The 18,063-nt window shown below is 53.6% G+C and carries 10 protein-coding genes; all 10 read left to right on the plus strand.

Going from position 1 to position 18,063, the window contains the following annotated elements; genetic code table 11:
* The first annotated feature begins 15 nt into the window (after positions 1–15).
* The 10 genes from LX87_RS06570 (at position 16) to LX87_RS06615 (ending at position 18,055) form a co-directional block, all read left to right on the plus strand.
* Positions 16–1,794: a RagB/SusD family nutrient uptake outer membrane protein gene (locus LX87_RS06570; protein WP_211325274.1), complete on the plus strand. Its 1,779-nt coding sequence runs from the start codon at positions 16–18 to the stop codon at positions 1,792–1,794.
* A 95-nt stretch (positions 1,795–1,889) separates the two neighbouring features.
* On the plus strand, positions 1,890–3,158 hold the full coding sequence (locus LX87_RS06575; protein WP_111627325.1) for an SGNH/GDSL hydrolase family protein: 1,269 nt from the start codon (positions 1,890–1,892) through the stop codon (positions 3,156–3,158).
* Positions 3,159–3,401: 243 nt separating this feature from the next.
* Positions 3,402–5,045, plus strand: a complete 1,644-nt coding sequence (locus LX87_RS06580; RefSeq protein ID WP_111627326.1) for a TldD/PmbA family protein — start codon at positions 3,402–3,404, stop codon at positions 5,043–5,045.
* Positions 5,046–5,067: 22 nt separating this feature from the next.
* Entirely contained in the window at positions 5,068–6,420 is a 1,353-nt protein-coding gene (locus tag LX87_RS06585; RefSeq protein WP_111627327.1) for a TldD/PmbA family protein, read from the plus strand.
* Positions 6,421–6,446: 26 nt separating this feature from the next.
* A complete protein-coding gene (locus tag LX87_RS06590) occupies positions 6,447–7,004 on the plus strand; it encodes an RNA polymerase sigma factor (RefSeq protein ID WP_111627328.1) in 558 nt (185 codons plus the stop codon).
* Between the two features lie 61 nt (positions 7,005–7,065).
* Positions 7,066–8,199 (plus strand): FecR family protein, encoded by a 1,134-nt coding sequence (locus LX87_RS06595; protein WP_111627329.1) that lies wholly within the window; start codon positions 7,066–7,068, stop codon positions 8,197–8,199.
* Between the two features lie 257 nt (positions 8,200–8,456).
* Positions 8,457–11,897, plus strand: a complete 3,441-nt coding sequence (locus LX87_RS06600; RefSeq protein WP_170139313.1) for a TonB-dependent receptor — start codon at positions 8,457–8,459, stop codon at positions 11,895–11,897.
* A gap of 12 nt (positions 11,898–11,909) precedes the next feature.
* Positions 11,910–13,619, plus strand: coding sequence for a RagB/SusD family nutrient uptake outer membrane protein (locus tag LX87_RS06605; RefSeq protein WP_111627331.1), 1,710 nt, complete (start codon positions 11,910–11,912; stop codon positions 13,617–13,619).
* Positions 13,620–13,694: 75 nt separating this feature from the next.
* Entirely contained in the window at positions 13,695–16,154 is a 2,460-nt protein-coding gene (locus LX87_RS06610; RefSeq protein WP_111627332.1) for a hypothetical protein, read from the plus strand.
* A 260-nt stretch (positions 16,155–16,414) separates the two neighbouring features.
* On the plus strand, positions 16,415–18,055 hold the full coding sequence (locus LX87_RS06615; RefSeq protein ID WP_111627333.1) for a TldD/PmbA family protein: 1,641 nt from the start codon (positions 16,415–16,417) through the stop codon (positions 18,053–18,055).
* Positions 18,056–18,063 lie beyond the last annotated feature (8 nt).

The raw sequence follows: 18,063 nt of genomic DNA on the forward strand, positions 1-18,063 counted from the left end.
TCTTAATTCTTCAAGATGATGAAAAAAATACTCGCAGCAATAACCGTAGCGCTCTCGACTTTTTGCCTGAGCGGCTGCAAAGAAACTTATCTGGACTTAAAGGACACCGGCTCGATTTCTCCCGCCGACTTTCCGACCTCGCTATCTCACCTCGATCTGATGCTTGTTTCGGTCTACGGCGTTCAGCACGAGTGGGGTTTTCTGGGCCATTACTGGCATGGTTATTCCGTTTTCTGCCTCGACCATACGGTTGATCTGCAATGGCGGGGTGACGAATCCTGGATTGGTATATGCATCGGTACGGCGAGGCTGGGTGAAAACAAAGTGCAACAGCAGTGGCGGGATATTCAGAAAGGAATTTACTTCGCCAACAGCACGCTCGAAGCCATTCAGCAATACCGCGCCATCGCCCCGGTTTCCGAAAAACAGGCCATTGACAACATTGAAGGCCAGGCGCTGTTCCTGCGCGGTTTTTACCTCTGGCATTTGCAGACCCTGTACGGCCAGCCGAATCTGGACGGCATGGGCGTACCCATCATTCGATCCGTTCCGAAAGAACTCAAAGCCATGTCCGTTCCGCGGGCGACGACGCGGGACTCGTATCAGGCTATGATTGAGGATTTTAAGAAGGCTGAGAAGTTGCTGGAGGGTCAGAACAGCAACCGCCGTGCCACCAAGTGGTCGGCCAAAGCGGCTTTGGCAAAGACGTATCTGTTCGCCGAAAAACCGGATAGTGCCAAAATTTACCTGGAAGACTGCATCAAAAACAGCGGTAAGTCGCTGGTGACGTTCGATCATTACAGAAACATGTTCAACGGCGACACCAAATTTGAATACAATAGTGAATCGTTCTACGAAGTGGGCAACCGGGCGTCTCCCGAATTGACCCATAATAACGGTTCCCGCTCGCAGAATACGGGTTCAACGGTTTCATTGCTGTATACGCCTTTTTATATCGATAACGTTGATAATGAGCGCAAAGCGATGGGGTATAGCAACCAGTTCATGCACGACCGGAACCTGGTGCGGTTTGGGTACACCGATGTGCCGCCATTTCGGGCGATGGAGTCCGTAAACGGCACCTGGAAGCTGAAAGACGATTACCTGACGCAACAACGGCAACGGCGCGCACAGGCCGGAAAACAGGCCGACGGCCCGGACCCCCGGCTGTACGTGGCGGCTTTGCAGCCCTTTATCGACTCGGTAAAGGTGTATGGTAAGTTTTACAAGGTGGCACAGGCCGAATTCGGAAAATGGTACACACTTGATCCAGCAACGGGCTTGTCTGCCAATGATTTTTACGGATGGCCGCTGCGGAAAAACCAGTACCTCGATGGCAAACTGGAAGAAACCAAGAACGTAGCCGGTGCTAATTTTTACTTCATCCGGCTGGCTGATATTTATCTGATGTATGCCGAAGTGATGAAGGCGACTGATCCGGCGCTGGCGCTCGAGTACGTCAATAAAGTGAAAAGACGGGCTTATGGGTATAATCCGAATGCGGCTTCGCCCGTGGACTACCCCAGCCTGAGCGCCCGCACGAAAGCCCCCGCCGATGATCACCTGGCCAACGATCCGATTTTGTACGAACGCTGGGCCGAGTTTTTTGGTGAAGCCAAATGGTGGGAAGATGTCCGCCGGTTGAAACTGGGCCCAAAAGAAGCCGCGTTTTTCAAAACCGTAGCGGCTGGCCGGAAGATTGTCTGGCGCGACGAACATTACGCCATGCCGATTCCTCCGCTCGAGTTTGAAACCAACACCAACCCCGGCATGAAACAGAATCCGGGTTATTAATCCATTGTATTCGTTTTAAAGTTATTAATTATGAAAAGGTTATTCCACGGAGTAAAAAACCGGTGGTATAACCTTTTTTTCAATATACCCTGTTTATGCGCGTCAATTTCATCGTCTTTTTTTCGCTTTTTTTATGTAGCCTGACCGGGTTTGTTCAGGCCCAAACCGATACGTTGTCAGAAAGCCGGGAGTTTCTGATTCGGGACGGTTTGCCCAATTTCTTTCAGAAACTTCGAAAAGGCGGCCCGGTTTCCATTGCGTACTTTGGCGGCAGCATTACCGAGGCTAAAAACGGTTGGCGCGAGCAGTCGCTAGGATGGTTGCAGCAGCAATATCCCAAAGCAACCCTGACGCACATCAACGCGGCCATTGGCGGGACCGGCTCTGATCTGGGCGTTTTTCGGCTTCAGCAGCACGTACTGGTCCATAAACCGGATCTGGTGTTTGTCGAATTTGCGGTAAACGACAGTGGTCAGCAGCCCGAAAAGATTCACAAGGCAATGGAAGGAATCGTGCGGCAAATCTGGCGACAAAACCGCAAAACCGACATTTGTTTCGTGTACACCCTGAACGCACCGATGGCGCCGGTTTTGCTGGCTCGTCGGATGCCCAATTCCGTGCGGGCGATGGAGCAGATTGCCAACCATTACGGCATTCCGTCGGTACACATGGGCCTGGAAGTGATTCGGCTCGACCGGCAGGGAAAACTGGTGTGGGGGGGTAAAAAAGAAGACTATCCCGACAAGACGGTTTTTGCGCCGGATCGAACGCACCCGTATTCCGATACCGGCCACCGGCTGTATACCGAAGCGCTGAGCAAAGCCATGCAACAGATCGCTACCGTTGGGCGGCCCGGTGCGCATACCGTTCCCAAACCGTTTGTGGCCGACAACTGGGAAGATGCGCAGATGATTTCCGTTCAGTCACTGACCAAACAGGGCAACTGGCTGGAACTCAACCCGGATGATGATACCGTGGCCCGTCAGTTGAAAAACCGCTTTCCGTACCTGGTGAAATCTAGCCAGCCGGGGGCCGCTATTCAGGTGAAGTTCAAAGGAACCGTTGCGGGGCTTTACGATGTCATCGGGCCCGGTTGCGGACAATATGCGGTTACCGTCGACGACGCCCCCGCTGCGCTTTACCCGCGCTTTGACAGTTACGCGACGTATTACCGTTCGCACTATTTCTTTCTGCCTACGTTACCCAATCAGCTGCATACCATTACGCTGACGGTCTCGCCCGAACCGCTGGACAAAGCCGCCATTCTCCAGAAACGTAATAAGACCATCACCGATCCGCGACGGTACACCGAAAATGCCGTCTATGCCAGCCAGCTTCTGATTATCGGCCAACTTGCAAAGTAACCCCCAACTCGCCTTGTTCTCGTTCCCCAGGCCGGAAAGGCTGAGTGGACGAGGAGAGAGACGTTTCACGGTGATAGTTTTAGTAGGCAGAAAACCAACGATTGTTTGGCTTTCTGCCTACTTTTAGGCAATTTAGTAAGTTTATAATAGGCTATTTGGGCAACTGATTTTGGTTTTTTGCAGAAAATAGCCTTCAAATTCACAGGCTTTCCTAACTTTCGACTTTACTAATCCATCAACAAAATGAGACGAAGGGATTTTATCCAGCTCTCTGGCCTGGGCTTGGGGGCACTCATGGGCGCATCAGTTCCCGTACTGGGTGAAGCCGTTCCGGTGGGGCGACTCCTGGAACCCCGTGCCGATGCGGCCCAGAAAAAGAAGCTGGCTGATGTTGCCCTGAATGCCGCCAAAAGTAAGGGAGCCACCTACGCCGATGTGCGGATTGGGCGGTATTTACAGCAGTTCCTGTTTACGCGGGAAATGAAAGTGCAGAACATCACCAATGCCGAATCGTACGGGGTGGGCATTCGGGTGATTGTCGATGGCACCTGGGGTTTTGCCGCCACCAGCGATGTTCGGCCCGACGCCATCGCCCGCTGCGCCGAAACCGCCGTGGCCATCGCCAAAGCCAACGCCAAAATTCAGAAAGAACCCGTTGATCTGGCCCCGCAGAAAGGCGTTGGGGAAGTAAGCTGGAAAACGCCCCTGAAGAAAAATGCGTTTGAGGTGCCGGTGCAGGAGAAGATCGATCTGCTGATGAAGGTAAACGATGCCGCCATGAAAAACGGGGCCGGTTTTGTGACCTCCAACCTGTTCTTTATCAACGAACAAAAATACTTTGCTTCAACGGACGGCTCCTACATCGATCAGGATATTCACCGCATCTGGCCCACGTTTACCGTCACGGCGGTGGATCGGCAGGCTGGAAAATTCAAGACCCGCGACGCGCTTAGCTCGCCGATGGGCATGGGCTACGAATACCTGGACGGTCTAGCAACGGATAAAATTGCCGGTCCAAATGGTCTGATCGGTTACCGCAACTCCTACGATATGGTGGAGGATGCCACCGTTGCGGCCAAACAGGCCCGGGAAAAGCTTACGGCCAAAACCGTGCAGCCCGGCAAATATGATTTGGTGCTGGACCCGAACCACCTCGGTCTGACCATCCACGAATCGATTGGCCACGCCACGGAGCTGGACCGGGTGCTGGGCTACGAAGCCAATTACGCCGGGACCAGTTTCGCGACGCTCGATAAATGGAAATCGAAAAACTTTCAGTATGGCAGCAAACTGGTCAACATCGTTGCCGACAAAACGCAGCCCTACACCCTCGGAACCGTGGGTTACGACGATGAAGGAGTGCCTACCAAGGAGTGGGATCTGATCAAGGACGGTATTCTGGTCAATTACCAGGCGACGCGCGATCAGGTCAAAATTCTGGGCGGTACGGAGTCGAACGGCTGTAGTTACGCCGACAACTGGGATTCGATCCAGTTTCAGCGAATGCCGAATGTTTCCCTGAAACCCGCTACCGAAAAACGCTCGGCTTCCGACATGGTCAAGGGCGTCGATAAAGGGATTTATATTCTCGGTCGGGGCTCGTATTCAATTGATCAGCAACGGTATAACTTTCAATTTGGCGGACAGCTATTTTACGAAATCAAAAATGGGGAAATCGCCGGCATGCTGGACGACGTAGCCTATCAGTCCAACACCCAGGAGTTCTGGAATTCGTGCGCACAGCTTTGCGACCAGGACGATTACCGGACGTTCGGTTCGTTTTTCGACGGCAAAGGTCAGCCTTCGCAGATCAGCGCCGTGTCGCACGGTTGCCCCACGACGCGCTTCAACGGCGTGAACGTCATCAACACCGGACGGAAGATTTGAAACCGTAAATCAACAAACTGACATGGCGATTCTGACGAAAGAAGAAGCAAAAAAGATACTGGACAAGGTGCTGAGCTATGCCAAAGCCGACGAAACGAGCGTCAGTCTGAGCGGCAACCGCACCGGTAACATCCGCTACGCCCGCAATACCGTGTCCACGAGTGGCGAAACCGACAACCTGGCGCTGGCGGTTACGTCGGTGTTTGGCAAAAAAGTCGGCTCGGCTACCATCAACGAATTTGACGATCAGTCGCTGGAAAAAACCGTCCGGCGAGCCGAAGAAATTGCGCGGCTGGCCCCCGAAAACCCGGAGTACGTGCCGATGCTGGGGCCGCAGAAGTACATCGAAACCGCTTCCTACGCCGAAAGTACGGCCAAAATGGACCCGGCTTTTCGGGCGCAGGCGGCTTTTGACAGCATTGATCCGTGCAGCAAAAAGAATCTGACGGCGGCCGGTTACATGGAAGATACAACCGGTTTTACGGCCATTGCCAACAGCAAAGGCTTGTTTGGGTACAATCCGTATACGTCCGTCGATTTCTCCGTAACGACCCGGACGGCTGACGGCACGGGTTCCGGTTACGCATCCCGCGATTATAATGATGTGTCGAAACTCAGTACGAAGGAAACCACTCAGATTGCCATGCAGAAAGCCCTGGCGTCTACTAAAGCGCGGGCCCTGGAGCCGGGAAAATATACCGTTATTCTGGAGCCAACGGCCGCGGGTGATCTGATCGGTTTGATGATGAATAGCTTAGATGCCCGTAATGCCGAAGAAGGCCGGAGTTTCCTGAGCCGAAAAGGCGGAGGAACCCGGTTGGGCGAGAAGTTTTTCGACGAGCGGATTACGATTTATTCCGACCCGGCAAATGTTGAGATTCCGGGTTCGCCGTTTGTCGGGGGGGGCGGTGGCCGGTTTGGCGGTGGGGGCGGAGTAGATGGCCGTCCGCAGGAAAAAACGCTCTGGGTTGAGAATGGCATCATCAAAAACATGAGTTATTCGCGGTATTGGGCGCAGAGCAAGGGCGTAAAAGCCACCCCGCCCCCGAGCGGATTCATCATGCAGGGCGGCAGTCAGTCGCTGGCCGATTTAATTAAAAGTACCCAGAAGGGCATTTTGGTAACCCGGTTCTGGTACATCCGCGCCGTCGATCCGCAAACGCTGCTGTATACCGGCCTGACCCGTGACGGTACGTTCTACGTGGAAAATGGCCAGATTAAATACCCGGTCAAAAACTTCCGGTTCAACGAAAGTCCGGTCATTATGCTCAACAACGTCGAAGCGCTGGGCAAACCCGTCCGCACCGGGGGCGTGCTGATTCCGCCGATGAAAATCCGGGATTTCACGTTCAGCAGCCTGTCGGACGCGGTGTAAAGCGGTTATTAATAGAGCTAGATTTCATGAATGACAGTCAGGGCGAACGCCGGTTATGGGAGGACTTTCAGCAGGGCGATGAGGACGCGTACACGCAGCTTTACCGCCTGCATGTAAAAGCGATGTACCGCTACGGCATGAGCCTGGTTCCCGTTTCTGAAGCGTTCGTTTTTGACTGCATTCATGATGTATTTACCGAAATCTGGGCCAGGAAAACGCGCTTATCGGTCCCGGATAATGTTCGGTATTATTTGCTCAAGTCACTGAAAGTCCGCATTCTGCACCTGCTCAAACGTGGTGACCGACCGCACCAATCGCTTACGGCGGAAGAATTTGATGACCTCTGGATCGAACCGTCGGCAGAAGACGTAATGGCCCTTACTGAAGACGTTCTGAACCGGCAGGAACTGGTCAAGAGACTGATTAGCCAGTTGCCGCATCGGCAGCAGGAAGCCATCCGGTTGCGGTTTGTCGAAAACATGGACTATGGCCAAATTGCCGAAATGATGCTCCTAAACCGGCAATCGGCCCAGAATCTGGTGTTTAGGGCCGTGGAGAAAATGCGTGGCTGGCTGCTTTTTTAAATTTTTCATAAAAATTCCTTTCCGCTGAGTATGAACGATAAGCCAATGTCATCTACTGCAAATGACCGGCTATTCCGTGCAGAACCCTTACAAACATTTCAGCATTACCGATTTTGTAACTGACGATGCGTTTTTGCAACATCAATTACAGCCGACGGCCCAATCGGTTCAATTCTGGCAAAACTGGCTCGTGGCCAATCCCGATCAGGAAGCGGATTGGCGGCAGGCCCAAAAGCTCCTCGAAGCCGTTCAGTTAGGATTTAGCGACTATACCCGCACTTATTTATCCGAAGAAGCCGAATCCCGTTTGCTGGCACGGATTCAGGCTACCAATTCTCTGCACAACGATGCGGTGTCCGTTACTCCGCTCTGGCGGAAAAACTGGATTTCATATGCCGTAGCTGCTTGTTTCCTGGTGGTGGCGGGTGTGTTTATATGGACAAAAACGCCGAAGAACGCTCCCGCATCGAGCTATGAACAGCAACTAGCTGCGGTTCAGGAACCAGTGATTGAAAAGGTAAATTTAGATACCAGCGTTCAAACCGTCCGTCTACCCGACCAAACAACCGTTCTGTTGTTTCCGAACAGCCGGTTGAGTTACACAAAGGATTTTGGCAAAATCAACCGAACCATTTATCTGTCCGGGAAAGCCATATTTGACGTGATCAGCCAGCCGCAGAAACCTTTTCTGGTGTATGCCGACGACGTTGTCACGCGCGTGTTGGGGACTCGCTTTGAGGTTAATGCCTTTGCGAAAAATAAAGCGGTTACGGTACGGGTACAAAGGGGGCGTGTGACCGTATATCGATATAGAGCTACCGAGAAGCCGTCGACCGGGCAACTGGCGGGCGTGCTACTGTTACCCAACCAGCAGGTGGTTTTTACCCGGCAGAACGAGCAGTTCAAAAAAGATCTTGTTGACAATCCCGTTGTGATTTTGCCCCAGCGGGAACGCCGGCCCAGCTTTGTCTATGACGAAACGCCGGTGACGGAGGTTTTTCAGCAACTCGAAAGAGCGTACGGCATTGAGATCGTGGTAGATAAAGAAGCCGTGGAAAATTGCCAGCTTACCGCATCGCTGACGGATGAAACATTGGCGGAGAAAATAAACGTCATCTGTCAGTCCATCGGTGCCACCTACGAAATCGTTGAAGCTCAGATAATTATTACTTCGCCGGGTTGTAAGGCTGATTAATCGAAACAGCCCTGAGAGTCAGATTAAGATTGTTCATTCAATGCGTGTTCAACTAAACTTGCTGCCTCTATGATTCTAAACGTACACTCCTAGTTTCTTCCGAAAAGAGCGGGCGATGTGTGCACGCATCGCTGGCCCAAACTCTCTACTGACACAGCCTTCCGGACTGTGCAGGGAATCTATTTGCCAGATTTTTCACGATTTCGAACAAAACAACCAAACGTATGAAGCGTGCAAAACATTTACTAACCCAATTTATGAAGCTATCGTTGGTACAAATCTTTCTGGCCTGTCTCTTTTTCGGGATGTCTTGGGCCAATGATCTGTCCGCACAGGAATTGCTTAACCGCCGGCTAAGTATTCAGGCGTCCCAGAAGAAAATAAAAGCCGTGCTGGGCGACATCGAGAAGGCCACGGACGTTCGGTTTTCGTACAGCCCCCAGATCATCCGGTCGAACCGGACGGTGACCCTCAATGTCCAGAATGCTACGCTGGGCGAAGTGCTGGATCAGCTCCTGAAACCGTTGCAGATCACCTACAACGTTGCGGGTCGGCAGATTATCCTTATCAACCTGCCGCCGAAACCGGCCCCGGATCATTCGGGCGACGGTGCGCAGGCTCCGGCCCAATCGGTGGACCGGGATGTTACCGGCAAGATTACCGATGAAAAAGGGGCGGCTTTGCCGGGCGTCAGTGTGGTGCTCAAGGGAACGTCGCGCGGGACCACAACGGACGGCGCAGGAACGTTTCGGCTGACGATTCCAAACGAGGGAGCTACGCTGGTTTTTAGTTTTGTCGGGTACGTGAAGCAGGAGGTAGCGGTGGGTAACGAAACGTCCCTAAGCATTTCACTCGCGCCCGATGCGCAGTCCCTGAGCGAAATTGTGGTGGTGGGGTATGGTACACAAAGCAAAGCGAGCCTGACCGGAGCCGTTGGTTCGGTGAAAGGAGAGGCCATTGCGTCGATTCCGACGGCGGCCCTGTCGAATACACTGGCGGGGCGGGTGCCGGGCGTCAATGTGGTGGGTAATTCGGGCTTTGTGGGCGCCCCCTCGACAATTCAGATTCGGGGTGTCGGGTCGTTTAATAACACGGCGCCGTTGTACGTCATCGACGGTATTGTGCAGTCCAAAGCGTTGTTCGACGCGCTGGCGCCCAACGAGGTGGAAAGCATCAGTATTCTGAAAGACGCGGCCACCGCTTCGATCTACGGGGCGCGGGGGGCCAACGGGGTGGTCCTGGTGAAAACCAAATCCGGCAAGGCCCAGAAACCGGTATTCAGCTACTCAACGGTATTTTCGGCCCAGCGGACCACCCGCCCGCTGCAAAGTTACTCGGCTACAGAAGAGTTGCAGTACATCAACGACCAGGCCGAAACCTTCGGAAATCCGAAACCCATTACGCAGGAAATTTTCGACTATTTCAAGGATAAGAGCTACAGCATTCTGGACCAGATCTGGCAGAATCCGACCTCGCAGCAGCACGATTTCAGCGTCAACGGCGGCAGCGAAAACATCTCCTATTACATGCTGACGGGTTTTAACAAGTCGATGGGTTCGTTCAAGAATACGGATTACGGACGCTATAATTTTCGCTCGAATGTAACGGCCAAGATTAACGATTACATGAGTGTCAACCTGAACGTCAGCGGTACGCAGCGGGAGTCGGACCGGTTTTACTGGCCGTATGATGAGCCCGAATCGTATACCATCGCCGATTTTTACCGGGCGACGTTCAACTGGACGCGGCTGTATCCGTTTTACGTCGATGCGCAGGGCAAGCCGACCGACGATTACAGAAACGGGTTTCCCGTCAGCAACGGTGGCTGGAACCCCGTGGAACTGGTGCAGAACGGCGGCTACCGGCGGCTGACGTACCGGACCCTGAACGCCATTGGCCGGTTTGATCTGAAAATACCGTTCATCGATGGCCTGAGTACCAGCTTTCAGTATAACTACACGGCCAGCGACCGAAACGCCAAGGATTTTATCCTGTTCAACAAAAGCTACAAGTTTCTGCCAGGTTCGACTACCAACCGCTACCTGCCGGGCCCGATTGATCCCGGTCAGGTGAACGTACACAACCTGTCGAGTTCCTACGATCAGGTGGTGCAGAATGCCTCGTTCGACAAGGCGTATCAGTTAAACTGGTTTCTGAATTACGCCCGGACGTTTGGCGCCCATCACGTTACCGGGCTGCTGGCCTACGAACAGCAGAAAGCCGTTGGTAATGCACTGAGCGGCAGTGCCCAGGATTTATTGAGCCGCGAGGTTGATCAGATTTTTAATGCCTCCACCGACCGCACCAAGCGCACCTTCGATGGCAACGAATACCACAATGCCCGGGCGTCGTGGGTGGGCCGGGCGCACTACGAATACCGCAATAAATACATCGCGGAGTTTTCGTTCCGGTACGACGGTTCCTACATTTTTCCGGAAAATTCGCGCTGGGGATTCTTTCCTTCCGGCTCGGCGGCCTGGGTGTTGTCGGAGGAGAAATTCTTTAAAGTGCCCGTCATTTCGTTCCTGAAAGTGCGCGGTTCGGTTGGTCTGCTCGGCGACGACGGCGCGGGCTTAATTGCAGCCTATCAGGCCCAGACCAACTACAGGGCGGGTTTGCCCTACGTATTTGGGACCTCGGTCTACAACGGTATTCAGGCCGGAACGCCACCCAACTTAAACATTACCTGGGAAAAGGCCCTAAGCTACAATGCCGGAATTGACTTTGGTCTGCTGAACGGGAAACTGACCGGCGAGGTGGATTATTTTTACCGGCATACTTACGACATTCTGGGCCAGCGCATCCGGGTGATTCCGGGGACATACGGCGCTAACTTAAGCTCGGAAAACTACGCCCAGATGGATGTCAAAGGATTTGAGGCCGCCCTGACCTACAACAACCGGGTTGGCAACGTCCGGTATTCGGTTGGTGCGAACATGGGGTACGCCCGCGACAAGGTAGTTTTGCTCGATGAAGCCGCCGGTCTGGATCCCTGGCGCTCGGCCATCGGACACCCCAGAAACCGGGTGATGGGGTACGTTTCCGACGGGATTATCCGCGATCAGGCCACCTTGGAAGCGTTGCCCGCCAGTTTTACGCAGTTTGGCCGTAAACCGATGCTGGGCACCATTCTTTACAAGGACATTCGCGGAACAGACTGGAGCAGCGACACGCCCGACGGAAAAATCACGGAATACGATCAGGTTTATCTGTCCGACAACGGTATTCCCCGGCTCAATTACGGCATTACGCTGTTTGGCGAGTGGAAAGGTTTGTCGCTCGACGTGCTTTTTCAGGGCGTGGGTGCCTACGACCGGATGATCAGCACGCTCAACGGCGGGGGCGTTTTCCAGACCGGCGACCGTCCGTATTTTGCCCTGTGGACCGATCACTGGACGCCCGACAACCCCGATGCCCCCTATCCGCGCGCGGGCCAGTGGTCGGAGGAGTTTGGTCCGGCACCGTCTACGTTCTGGCTGAAAAACGGGGCCTATATGCGGCTTCGCAATATTACGCTGGCCTATAATCTGCCGCTGAAATGGATCAGTACGCTTAAGATGCAATCCTGCCGGGTGTACCTCAACGGCGGTAATCTGTTTGTGATTTCGCCAATCAAAGTCATGGACCCTGAGCAAAACACGCTGGATTCGTACCCCCTCATGAAGACTTTCTCGGCGGGCCTGACCGTCAACTTCTAACCCTGAAACCGTATGAAAAAGATACTATCCATCGTCTGCTGCCTGCTAACCGGAACGGCTTTCATTCAGAGTTGTAAAAACGACGAGCTGCTCAATCTGCAAAACCCGCAGGCTTATAACCCCAGCGAGGTCTGGCGGGACCAGAATCTGGCCAATGCCTACCTGGTGGATATTTACGCGTCGCTGCCGGGCTGGCCGGTCAATCAGGGCGATTATGCCGACGAAAGCGCCAACGTTCTCGGCCCCGATTACGTGACGACCTCCAATAATAATTTTAAGTACTGGCCCTATAATACCATCCGAAAAATCAATATTCTGCTGACGGAAATCGACGGCGGAACCCTGCCGGAAGCGTTCAAGAACAGCCTCAAGGGGCAGGCCCATTTTTTACGGGCGTTTCATTATTTCAAAGCCGTCGTCTACCACGGGGGTGTCCCGATTCTGGACAAGCCGCAGCTGTTAACGGATTCGCTGAGCGTGGCCCGTAATTCCACCGCCGAGTGTTTTGCTTTCATTTTGCAGGACCTGGACAACGCCATCAAGATGCTGCCCGACAAATACACCGGTGCTGATTTTGGCCGGATGGACAAGGCCGCGGCTACGGCTTTCAAAGGTCGGGTGATGCTCTACAAGGCCAGTCCGCAGTTCAATCCGGCTAATCCGTACAGCAATAGCTACTGGGCGGATGCATACACGACCAACAAAACCGCCAGGGAGTTTCTGGAAGGACTCGGCTACGGTCTGTATCCCGACTACGCAGGCATCTGGATGAACGAAGGAAACCGGGAGGATATTATGACGGTGATTTACCAGAATCCCGGGAAAATAAACGGTCGGATGGAACACTGCATCCGGCCGCTCGGACAGTCGAAGGACTGCACCGGGGCCGACAATCCGGTTTGGGATCTGGTGTCACAGTATCCAATGAAAGATGGCAAACAACCGGGCACTTCGACCAAATATCCCTACAATGTCCAGACCTTCTGGCAAAACCGTGACCCGCGTTTCGACGCCACCATTGCTTATAACGGTTCCATCTTTCCGTTGGGTGTTCGGGCCGATTACCGACAGTATACGGACCTACAACTGGGTGGTCTGGTTGATGGTTTCGGGCCCGGTCAGCAATTCAACCGATCCGGTTTTTATACCCGTAAAGGTGTCGATAACTCGTTGTCCCAGGCCCAGGTGGCTCTAAACGCCGTCGATTGGGTTGAGATTCGGTTTGCGGAAGTCCTGCTGAACTTTGCCGAAGCTGCCAACGAAACCGGGCATTCGGACGAAGCACTGGCGGTATTAAAGCAAATCCGGCAGCGGGCCGGAATCGAAGCCGGAACCGACGGCCTGTACGGTCTGAAAAACGGCATGACCCGTCTGGAAATGCGCGACGCTATTTATCAGGAACGCTTTATCGAGTTTGCGTTTGAAGGCAAGCGATTCTGGGATATGCGGAGGCTCCGGAGAATGTCCGAGCTGAACGGTAAAGCCAAATCGGGTCTGCAAGCTCAGTTGAAACCCGGCCTGGACCCCAACGACCGCTCCAAAGTGTTTGTACCGACCGACTTTACCTATACCGTCCGGGAGCTGATTATCAACGGACCCCGGCAGATGGTTTTGCCCGAGTCGTACTATTTCTTCCCAATCGCGCAGGGCGAAATTGAAAAGAATCCCAAGCTGAAACAAAACAAAGACTGGGGCGGCACGTTTGACCCGACTCTCCAGTAAGACTTGATTTTACGTCGAACCGTAGTCAACCACTACGGTTCGGCAAAAGCGTTTCTTCACCATTCCCATTGCCTGATGACCTCCCTTCTTTCCTATACGTATCGAATTGCCCTTTTCGCCGTTTTGCTGGCCGGACTTTCCGCATTTCGGGCCCCGGCTCCGACGGTATTTACCACCGATTACCTCCGGTTCAGTTTCGATCGGTCGGGCCATCTGTACAGCCTGATGGACAAGGCGACTGCCAGAGAGTATGTTCCGAAAGGCGAGTCGGCTCCGCTGCTTTCGCTGATGAAAGATTCGGTGGCCATCAAACCGTCATCGATGGAGTACAGTGCCGGTAAAAAAAGAATCATTCTTCGCTATCCGGGCGGATATACGGCTACCGTTGCCGCCGAAAACAAAGGAAGTTACCTGCGTTTTGAACTGCTTTCCCTTACTCCCCGCAACGACATCAAACTGGTTTTGTGGGGACCGTATCCGACTACCATCCGGGAGCAGATTGGTGAAACCGTGGGCGTGGTGCATGACGGCTCGTTTGGTATCGGCATTCAGGCGCTGAACATCAAAACGCTGGGCGGTTATCCGACCTACGAAAACGATATCGACCCGGCCTATGATATTTTTCAAACCGGCAGTCTGGTGGACGTAGCCAGCGATCAGAAGGTGCTTTACCGGGGCCAGACCGCCAAACCCGCGTCTTTCGGGAGCGTGATTCAGGCCTACTGCCGCAACCGGTTCAGCGACCGGGTTATTGCCAACTGGGAACACCCGAAGTACGTGGCTCCGGCTTTTAAAGATGGTGGGGTGATCGGTTCCAAGATTGCCTTGTGGGGGGCGCCCGAAGCGGAACTGCTGACCGTTATCGGGAAAATTGAACTGGCCGAGGGGTTACCGCACCCGATGATCGACGGGGTTTGGGGCAAGCAAAATCCGGCGGCTTCGGCTTCCTATCTGATTATGGATTTTGGCGAGGAAAACGTTTCGCAAGCCATTGCGTTGACGCAAAAAGCCGGTTTACGGTATTTCTACCACGGCGGTCCGTTCGAAAACTGGGGGCATTTTCAGTTGAAAAAGCGGGAGTTTCCAAACAACTGGGCCAGTATGCGGGCCTGCGTCGAAAAAGCCGAAGCGGCTGGTCTGCGGGTGGGGCTTCACACCTTATCCAACTTTATCACCACCAATGACCCCTACGTAACGCCGGTGCCCGATCAGCGGCTGGCTAAAGTGGGCCGAAGCGTTCTGGCGGCCCCGGTGGATGAAAAGGCAACGCAACTGGTCATTCAATCGCCGGAGTTTTTCAACCAGATGAAGAACAACAACCTCAAAGCCGTGATGGTGGGTAAGGAAATTATCCGCTACCGGGCGGTGTCGGAAAGTGCGCCGTGGACCCTGCTGGATTGCACCCGGGGAGCGTTTAAAACCAGTCCGCAACCACATCAGGCCGGGGATACGATCAGCAAACTGATGGACCACGGCTATCAGGTTTTTCTGGCCGACTATGCGTTGCAAACCGAAATGGCGAGCACGCTGGCCAGGCTCTACAACGAAACCGGTCTGCGCCAGATTTCTTTCGACGGGCTGGAAGGCTGCTGGGCGACGGGGCTGGGGCAGTACGGTCTGCAACTGTTTGTCAAAACCTGGTACGACCAGTTGAAACCGGAGCTGAAAGGCGCGGTAATTAACGATGCCAGTACGCCGGGCCATTATTTCTGGCACACCTTCACCCGCATGAACTGGGGCGAGCCCTGGTATGCGGGTTTTCGGGAAAGTCAGACGCAGTACCGCTTGAAAAATCAGGATTATTTCCGGCGAAATCTGATGCCGGGAATGCTGGGCTGGTTCAGCATCGGGCCCGGAACCAGTCTGGAAGATCTGGAGTGGATGCTGGCCCGGTCTGCGGGTTTCGACGCGGGTTTCGGACTGGCCACTTCGATTGACGCGCTTCAGAAACACGGTTTCAGCGAAACGCTTCTAACTACCATCAGGACCTGGGAAACGGCCCGCCTGTCGGGTGCTTTTTCGGCTGAACAGAAGGTGCAGTTGCGCGACATCAACCGGGAGTTTCATCTGGAAAATACCGCTGAAGGAAGCTGGCTGCTGACACCCGTGCATCAGGCGTATCTGGTTCATGAACAGAAAGTCCGGCAGCCCGGCGAACCCGTTGCCTCCACGTTTGAATTCAACAATCCGAATGCCGAACAAGCCTTACGGTTTACGCTGCAACTGACTTCCGGCGAAAAGGGAGTTCGGTCTACGCTGGACAATCCGGTGATCGAGATCAACAGCCACCACCGCATTGAGCTTCCGTTTACGCTCGAAGAAAGCCAGATTGTGCAGTGTGATGGGAAAGCCATCAACCTGCTGGATAAGCAGTGGCAGGTGCTCAAAACCGTTCCGCTGGCAGGCGGGCTTCCTAAACTTAATAACGGTCTGAACACGATCCGGCTGGACGGAAATTTTCAGGGCTCCAAAGCCACAACGGCGAAGATGGAAATCCGGTCGCTGGGCGAGCCGGTGGTTATAAAAAAACGTTAGGAGAATCAATCTTCGGCCTTTTCAGAACGAGCCGTTCGCCGGTTGGCGGATGGCTCGTTTTTTAATATCCCACAATTTGGGGGACGATTTCCAGACCGTTATCTTGCATCTTAGCTACAAACGGAACGTTGTCGGTGGCGACGCCGATTACTCGGATAAAAACCAGAATATTTTTTATTTAACGGTGATTTTCAGCCGCCATACGTCAGCAGTCCTGCATTTCGTTTACTTTTAACTGGTAACTTTATTAACAAACAAACTTGAACCGTCGAGATTTTCTTCAATGGACCGGCCTGGGCGCAGGGGCTTTCCTGTTTCCCAACAATACGGTTTTTGGTCGCTCAGTAGCACCGGAGGCTTTGCTGGAGCCCGGTGTGGATGTGGCCGTTAAAAAACGCCTGGCCGATGCGGCCCTGAATGCCGCTAAGGCCAAAGGGGCGAGTTATACCGATGTCCGGATTGGCCGGTATTTGCGGCAGTTCGTGGTTACGCGTGAAGACAAGGTGCAGAACATTGTCAATACCGAATCCTACGGGGTGGGTGTGCGGGTTATTGTGGATGGATGCTGGGGGTTTGCCTCCGTGGTGGATGCCAAAAGCGAAGCCCAAACCGCTAAAGCCGCCGAAGAAGCCGTGGCCATTGCCAAAGCCAACGCCCGACTGATGAAACAACCGGTGCAACTGGCTCCGCAAAAGGGATTTGGGGAGGTAAGCTGGAAAGCGCCGATCAAAAAAAACGCCTTTGAAGTGCCCATTAAGGAAAAGGTGGATTTGCTGTTGTCGGTCAACGACGCGGCCATGAAAAACGGGGCTAACTACGTTAATTCGGTCCTGTTCATGGTTAACGAACAGAAGTATTTTGCTTCGACGGATGGCTCCTACATCGATCAGGATGTTCACCGCATCTGGCCCACCTTTACCGTCACGGCCATTGATCCGAAAAGCGGTAAGTTTGAAACCCGGGGCGAACTGAGTGCGCCGATGGGCATGGGCTACGACTACCTGCAAGTCAACCCAAATGATAAAATAACCGGCATTACTACCCGTTACAACAAGGGGTACGACATGCTGGAAGACGTGACAGCAGCGGCCCGACAAGCCAAAGAAAAGCTCACCGCCAAGTCCGTAGAAGCCGGGAAATACGACCTCATTCTGGACCCGTCGCACCTCTGGCTGACGATTCACGAATCCGTCGGGCACCCGCTGGAACTGGACCGGGTATTGGGCTACGAAGCCAACTTTGCCGGAACGTCTTTTGCCACGCTGGATAAGTGGAAATCGAAAAACTTCAATTATGGCAGCAAGGAAGTTAATCTTTTTGCGGATAAAACGCAGGAAGGTTCGCTGGGCGCTGTAGGTTGGGATGATGAAGGCGTGAAAACCAAGCAGTGGGATCTGGTCAAAGACGGTACGCTGGTGAACTATCAGGCCATTCGTGATCAGGCGCACATTATCGGCGAAAACGAATCGCAGGGTTGCTGCTACGCCGATAGTTGGGGTTCGGTGCAGTTTCAGCGGATGGCCAACGTCTCGCTGGCGCCGGGCAAAACACCGCTGTCGGTGGAAAACATGATCAAGGATGTCAAGAAAGGCATTTACATCATCGGCGACGGCTCGTTCTCAATCGATCAGCAGCGCTACAACTTCCAGTTCGGCGGACAGTTGTTCTACGAAATCAAGGATGGTAAGATTGCGGGTATGCTGAAAGACGTTGCTTATCAGTCCAATACGCAGGAGTTCTGGAATTCGTGCGTTCAGATTTGCGACGAGAAGGATTACCGGCTGGGTGGTTCGTTCTTCGACGGCAAAGGCCAGCCGATGCAGGTCAGCGCTGTATCCCACGGTAGTTCGACTACGCGTTTCAATGGGGTTAACGTCATCAACACCGCACGTAAGATTTAAAGCGAATC

Source organism: Larkinella arboricola (genome assembly GCF_003259745.1).
Lineage (GTDB): Bacteria > Bacteroidota > Bacteroidia > Cytophagales > Spirosomataceae > Larkinella > Larkinella arboricola.

Coding starts and splice junctions, on each gene's coding strand:
- LX87_RS06580 (WP_111627326.1), top strand. CDS start 3,402: ATGAGACGAAGGGATTTTATCCAGCTCTCTGGCCTGGGCTTGGGGGCA.
- LX87_RS06590 (WP_111627328.1), top strand. CDS start 6,447: ATGAATGACAGTCAGGGCGAACGCCGGTTATGGGAGGACTTTCAGCAG.
- LX87_RS06570 (WP_211325274.1), top strand. CDS start 16: ATGATGAAAAAAATACTCGCAGCAATAACCGTAGCGCTCTCGACTTTT.
- LX87_RS06610 (WP_111627332.1), top strand. CDS start 13,695: ATGACCTCCCTTCTTTCCTATACGTATCGAATTGCCCTTTTCGCCGTT.
- LX87_RS06605 (WP_111627331.1), top strand. CDS start 11,910: ATGAAAAAGATACTATCCATCGTCTGCTGCCTGCTAACCGGAACGGCT.
- LX87_RS06595 (WP_111627329.1), top strand. CDS start 7,066: ATGACCGGCTATTCCGTGCAGAACCCTTACAAACATTTCAGCATTACC.
- LX87_RS06575 (WP_111627325.1), top strand. CDS start 1,890: ATGCGCGTCAATTTCATCGTCTTTTTTTCGCTTTTTTTATGTAGCCTG.
- LX87_RS06600 (WP_170139313.1), top strand. CDS start 8,457: ATGAAGCTATCGTTGGTACAAATCTTTCTGGCCTGTCTCTTTTTCGGG.
- LX87_RS06585 (WP_111627327.1), top strand. CDS start 5,068: ATGGCGATTCTGACGAAAGAAGAAGCAAAAAAGATACTGGACAAGGTG.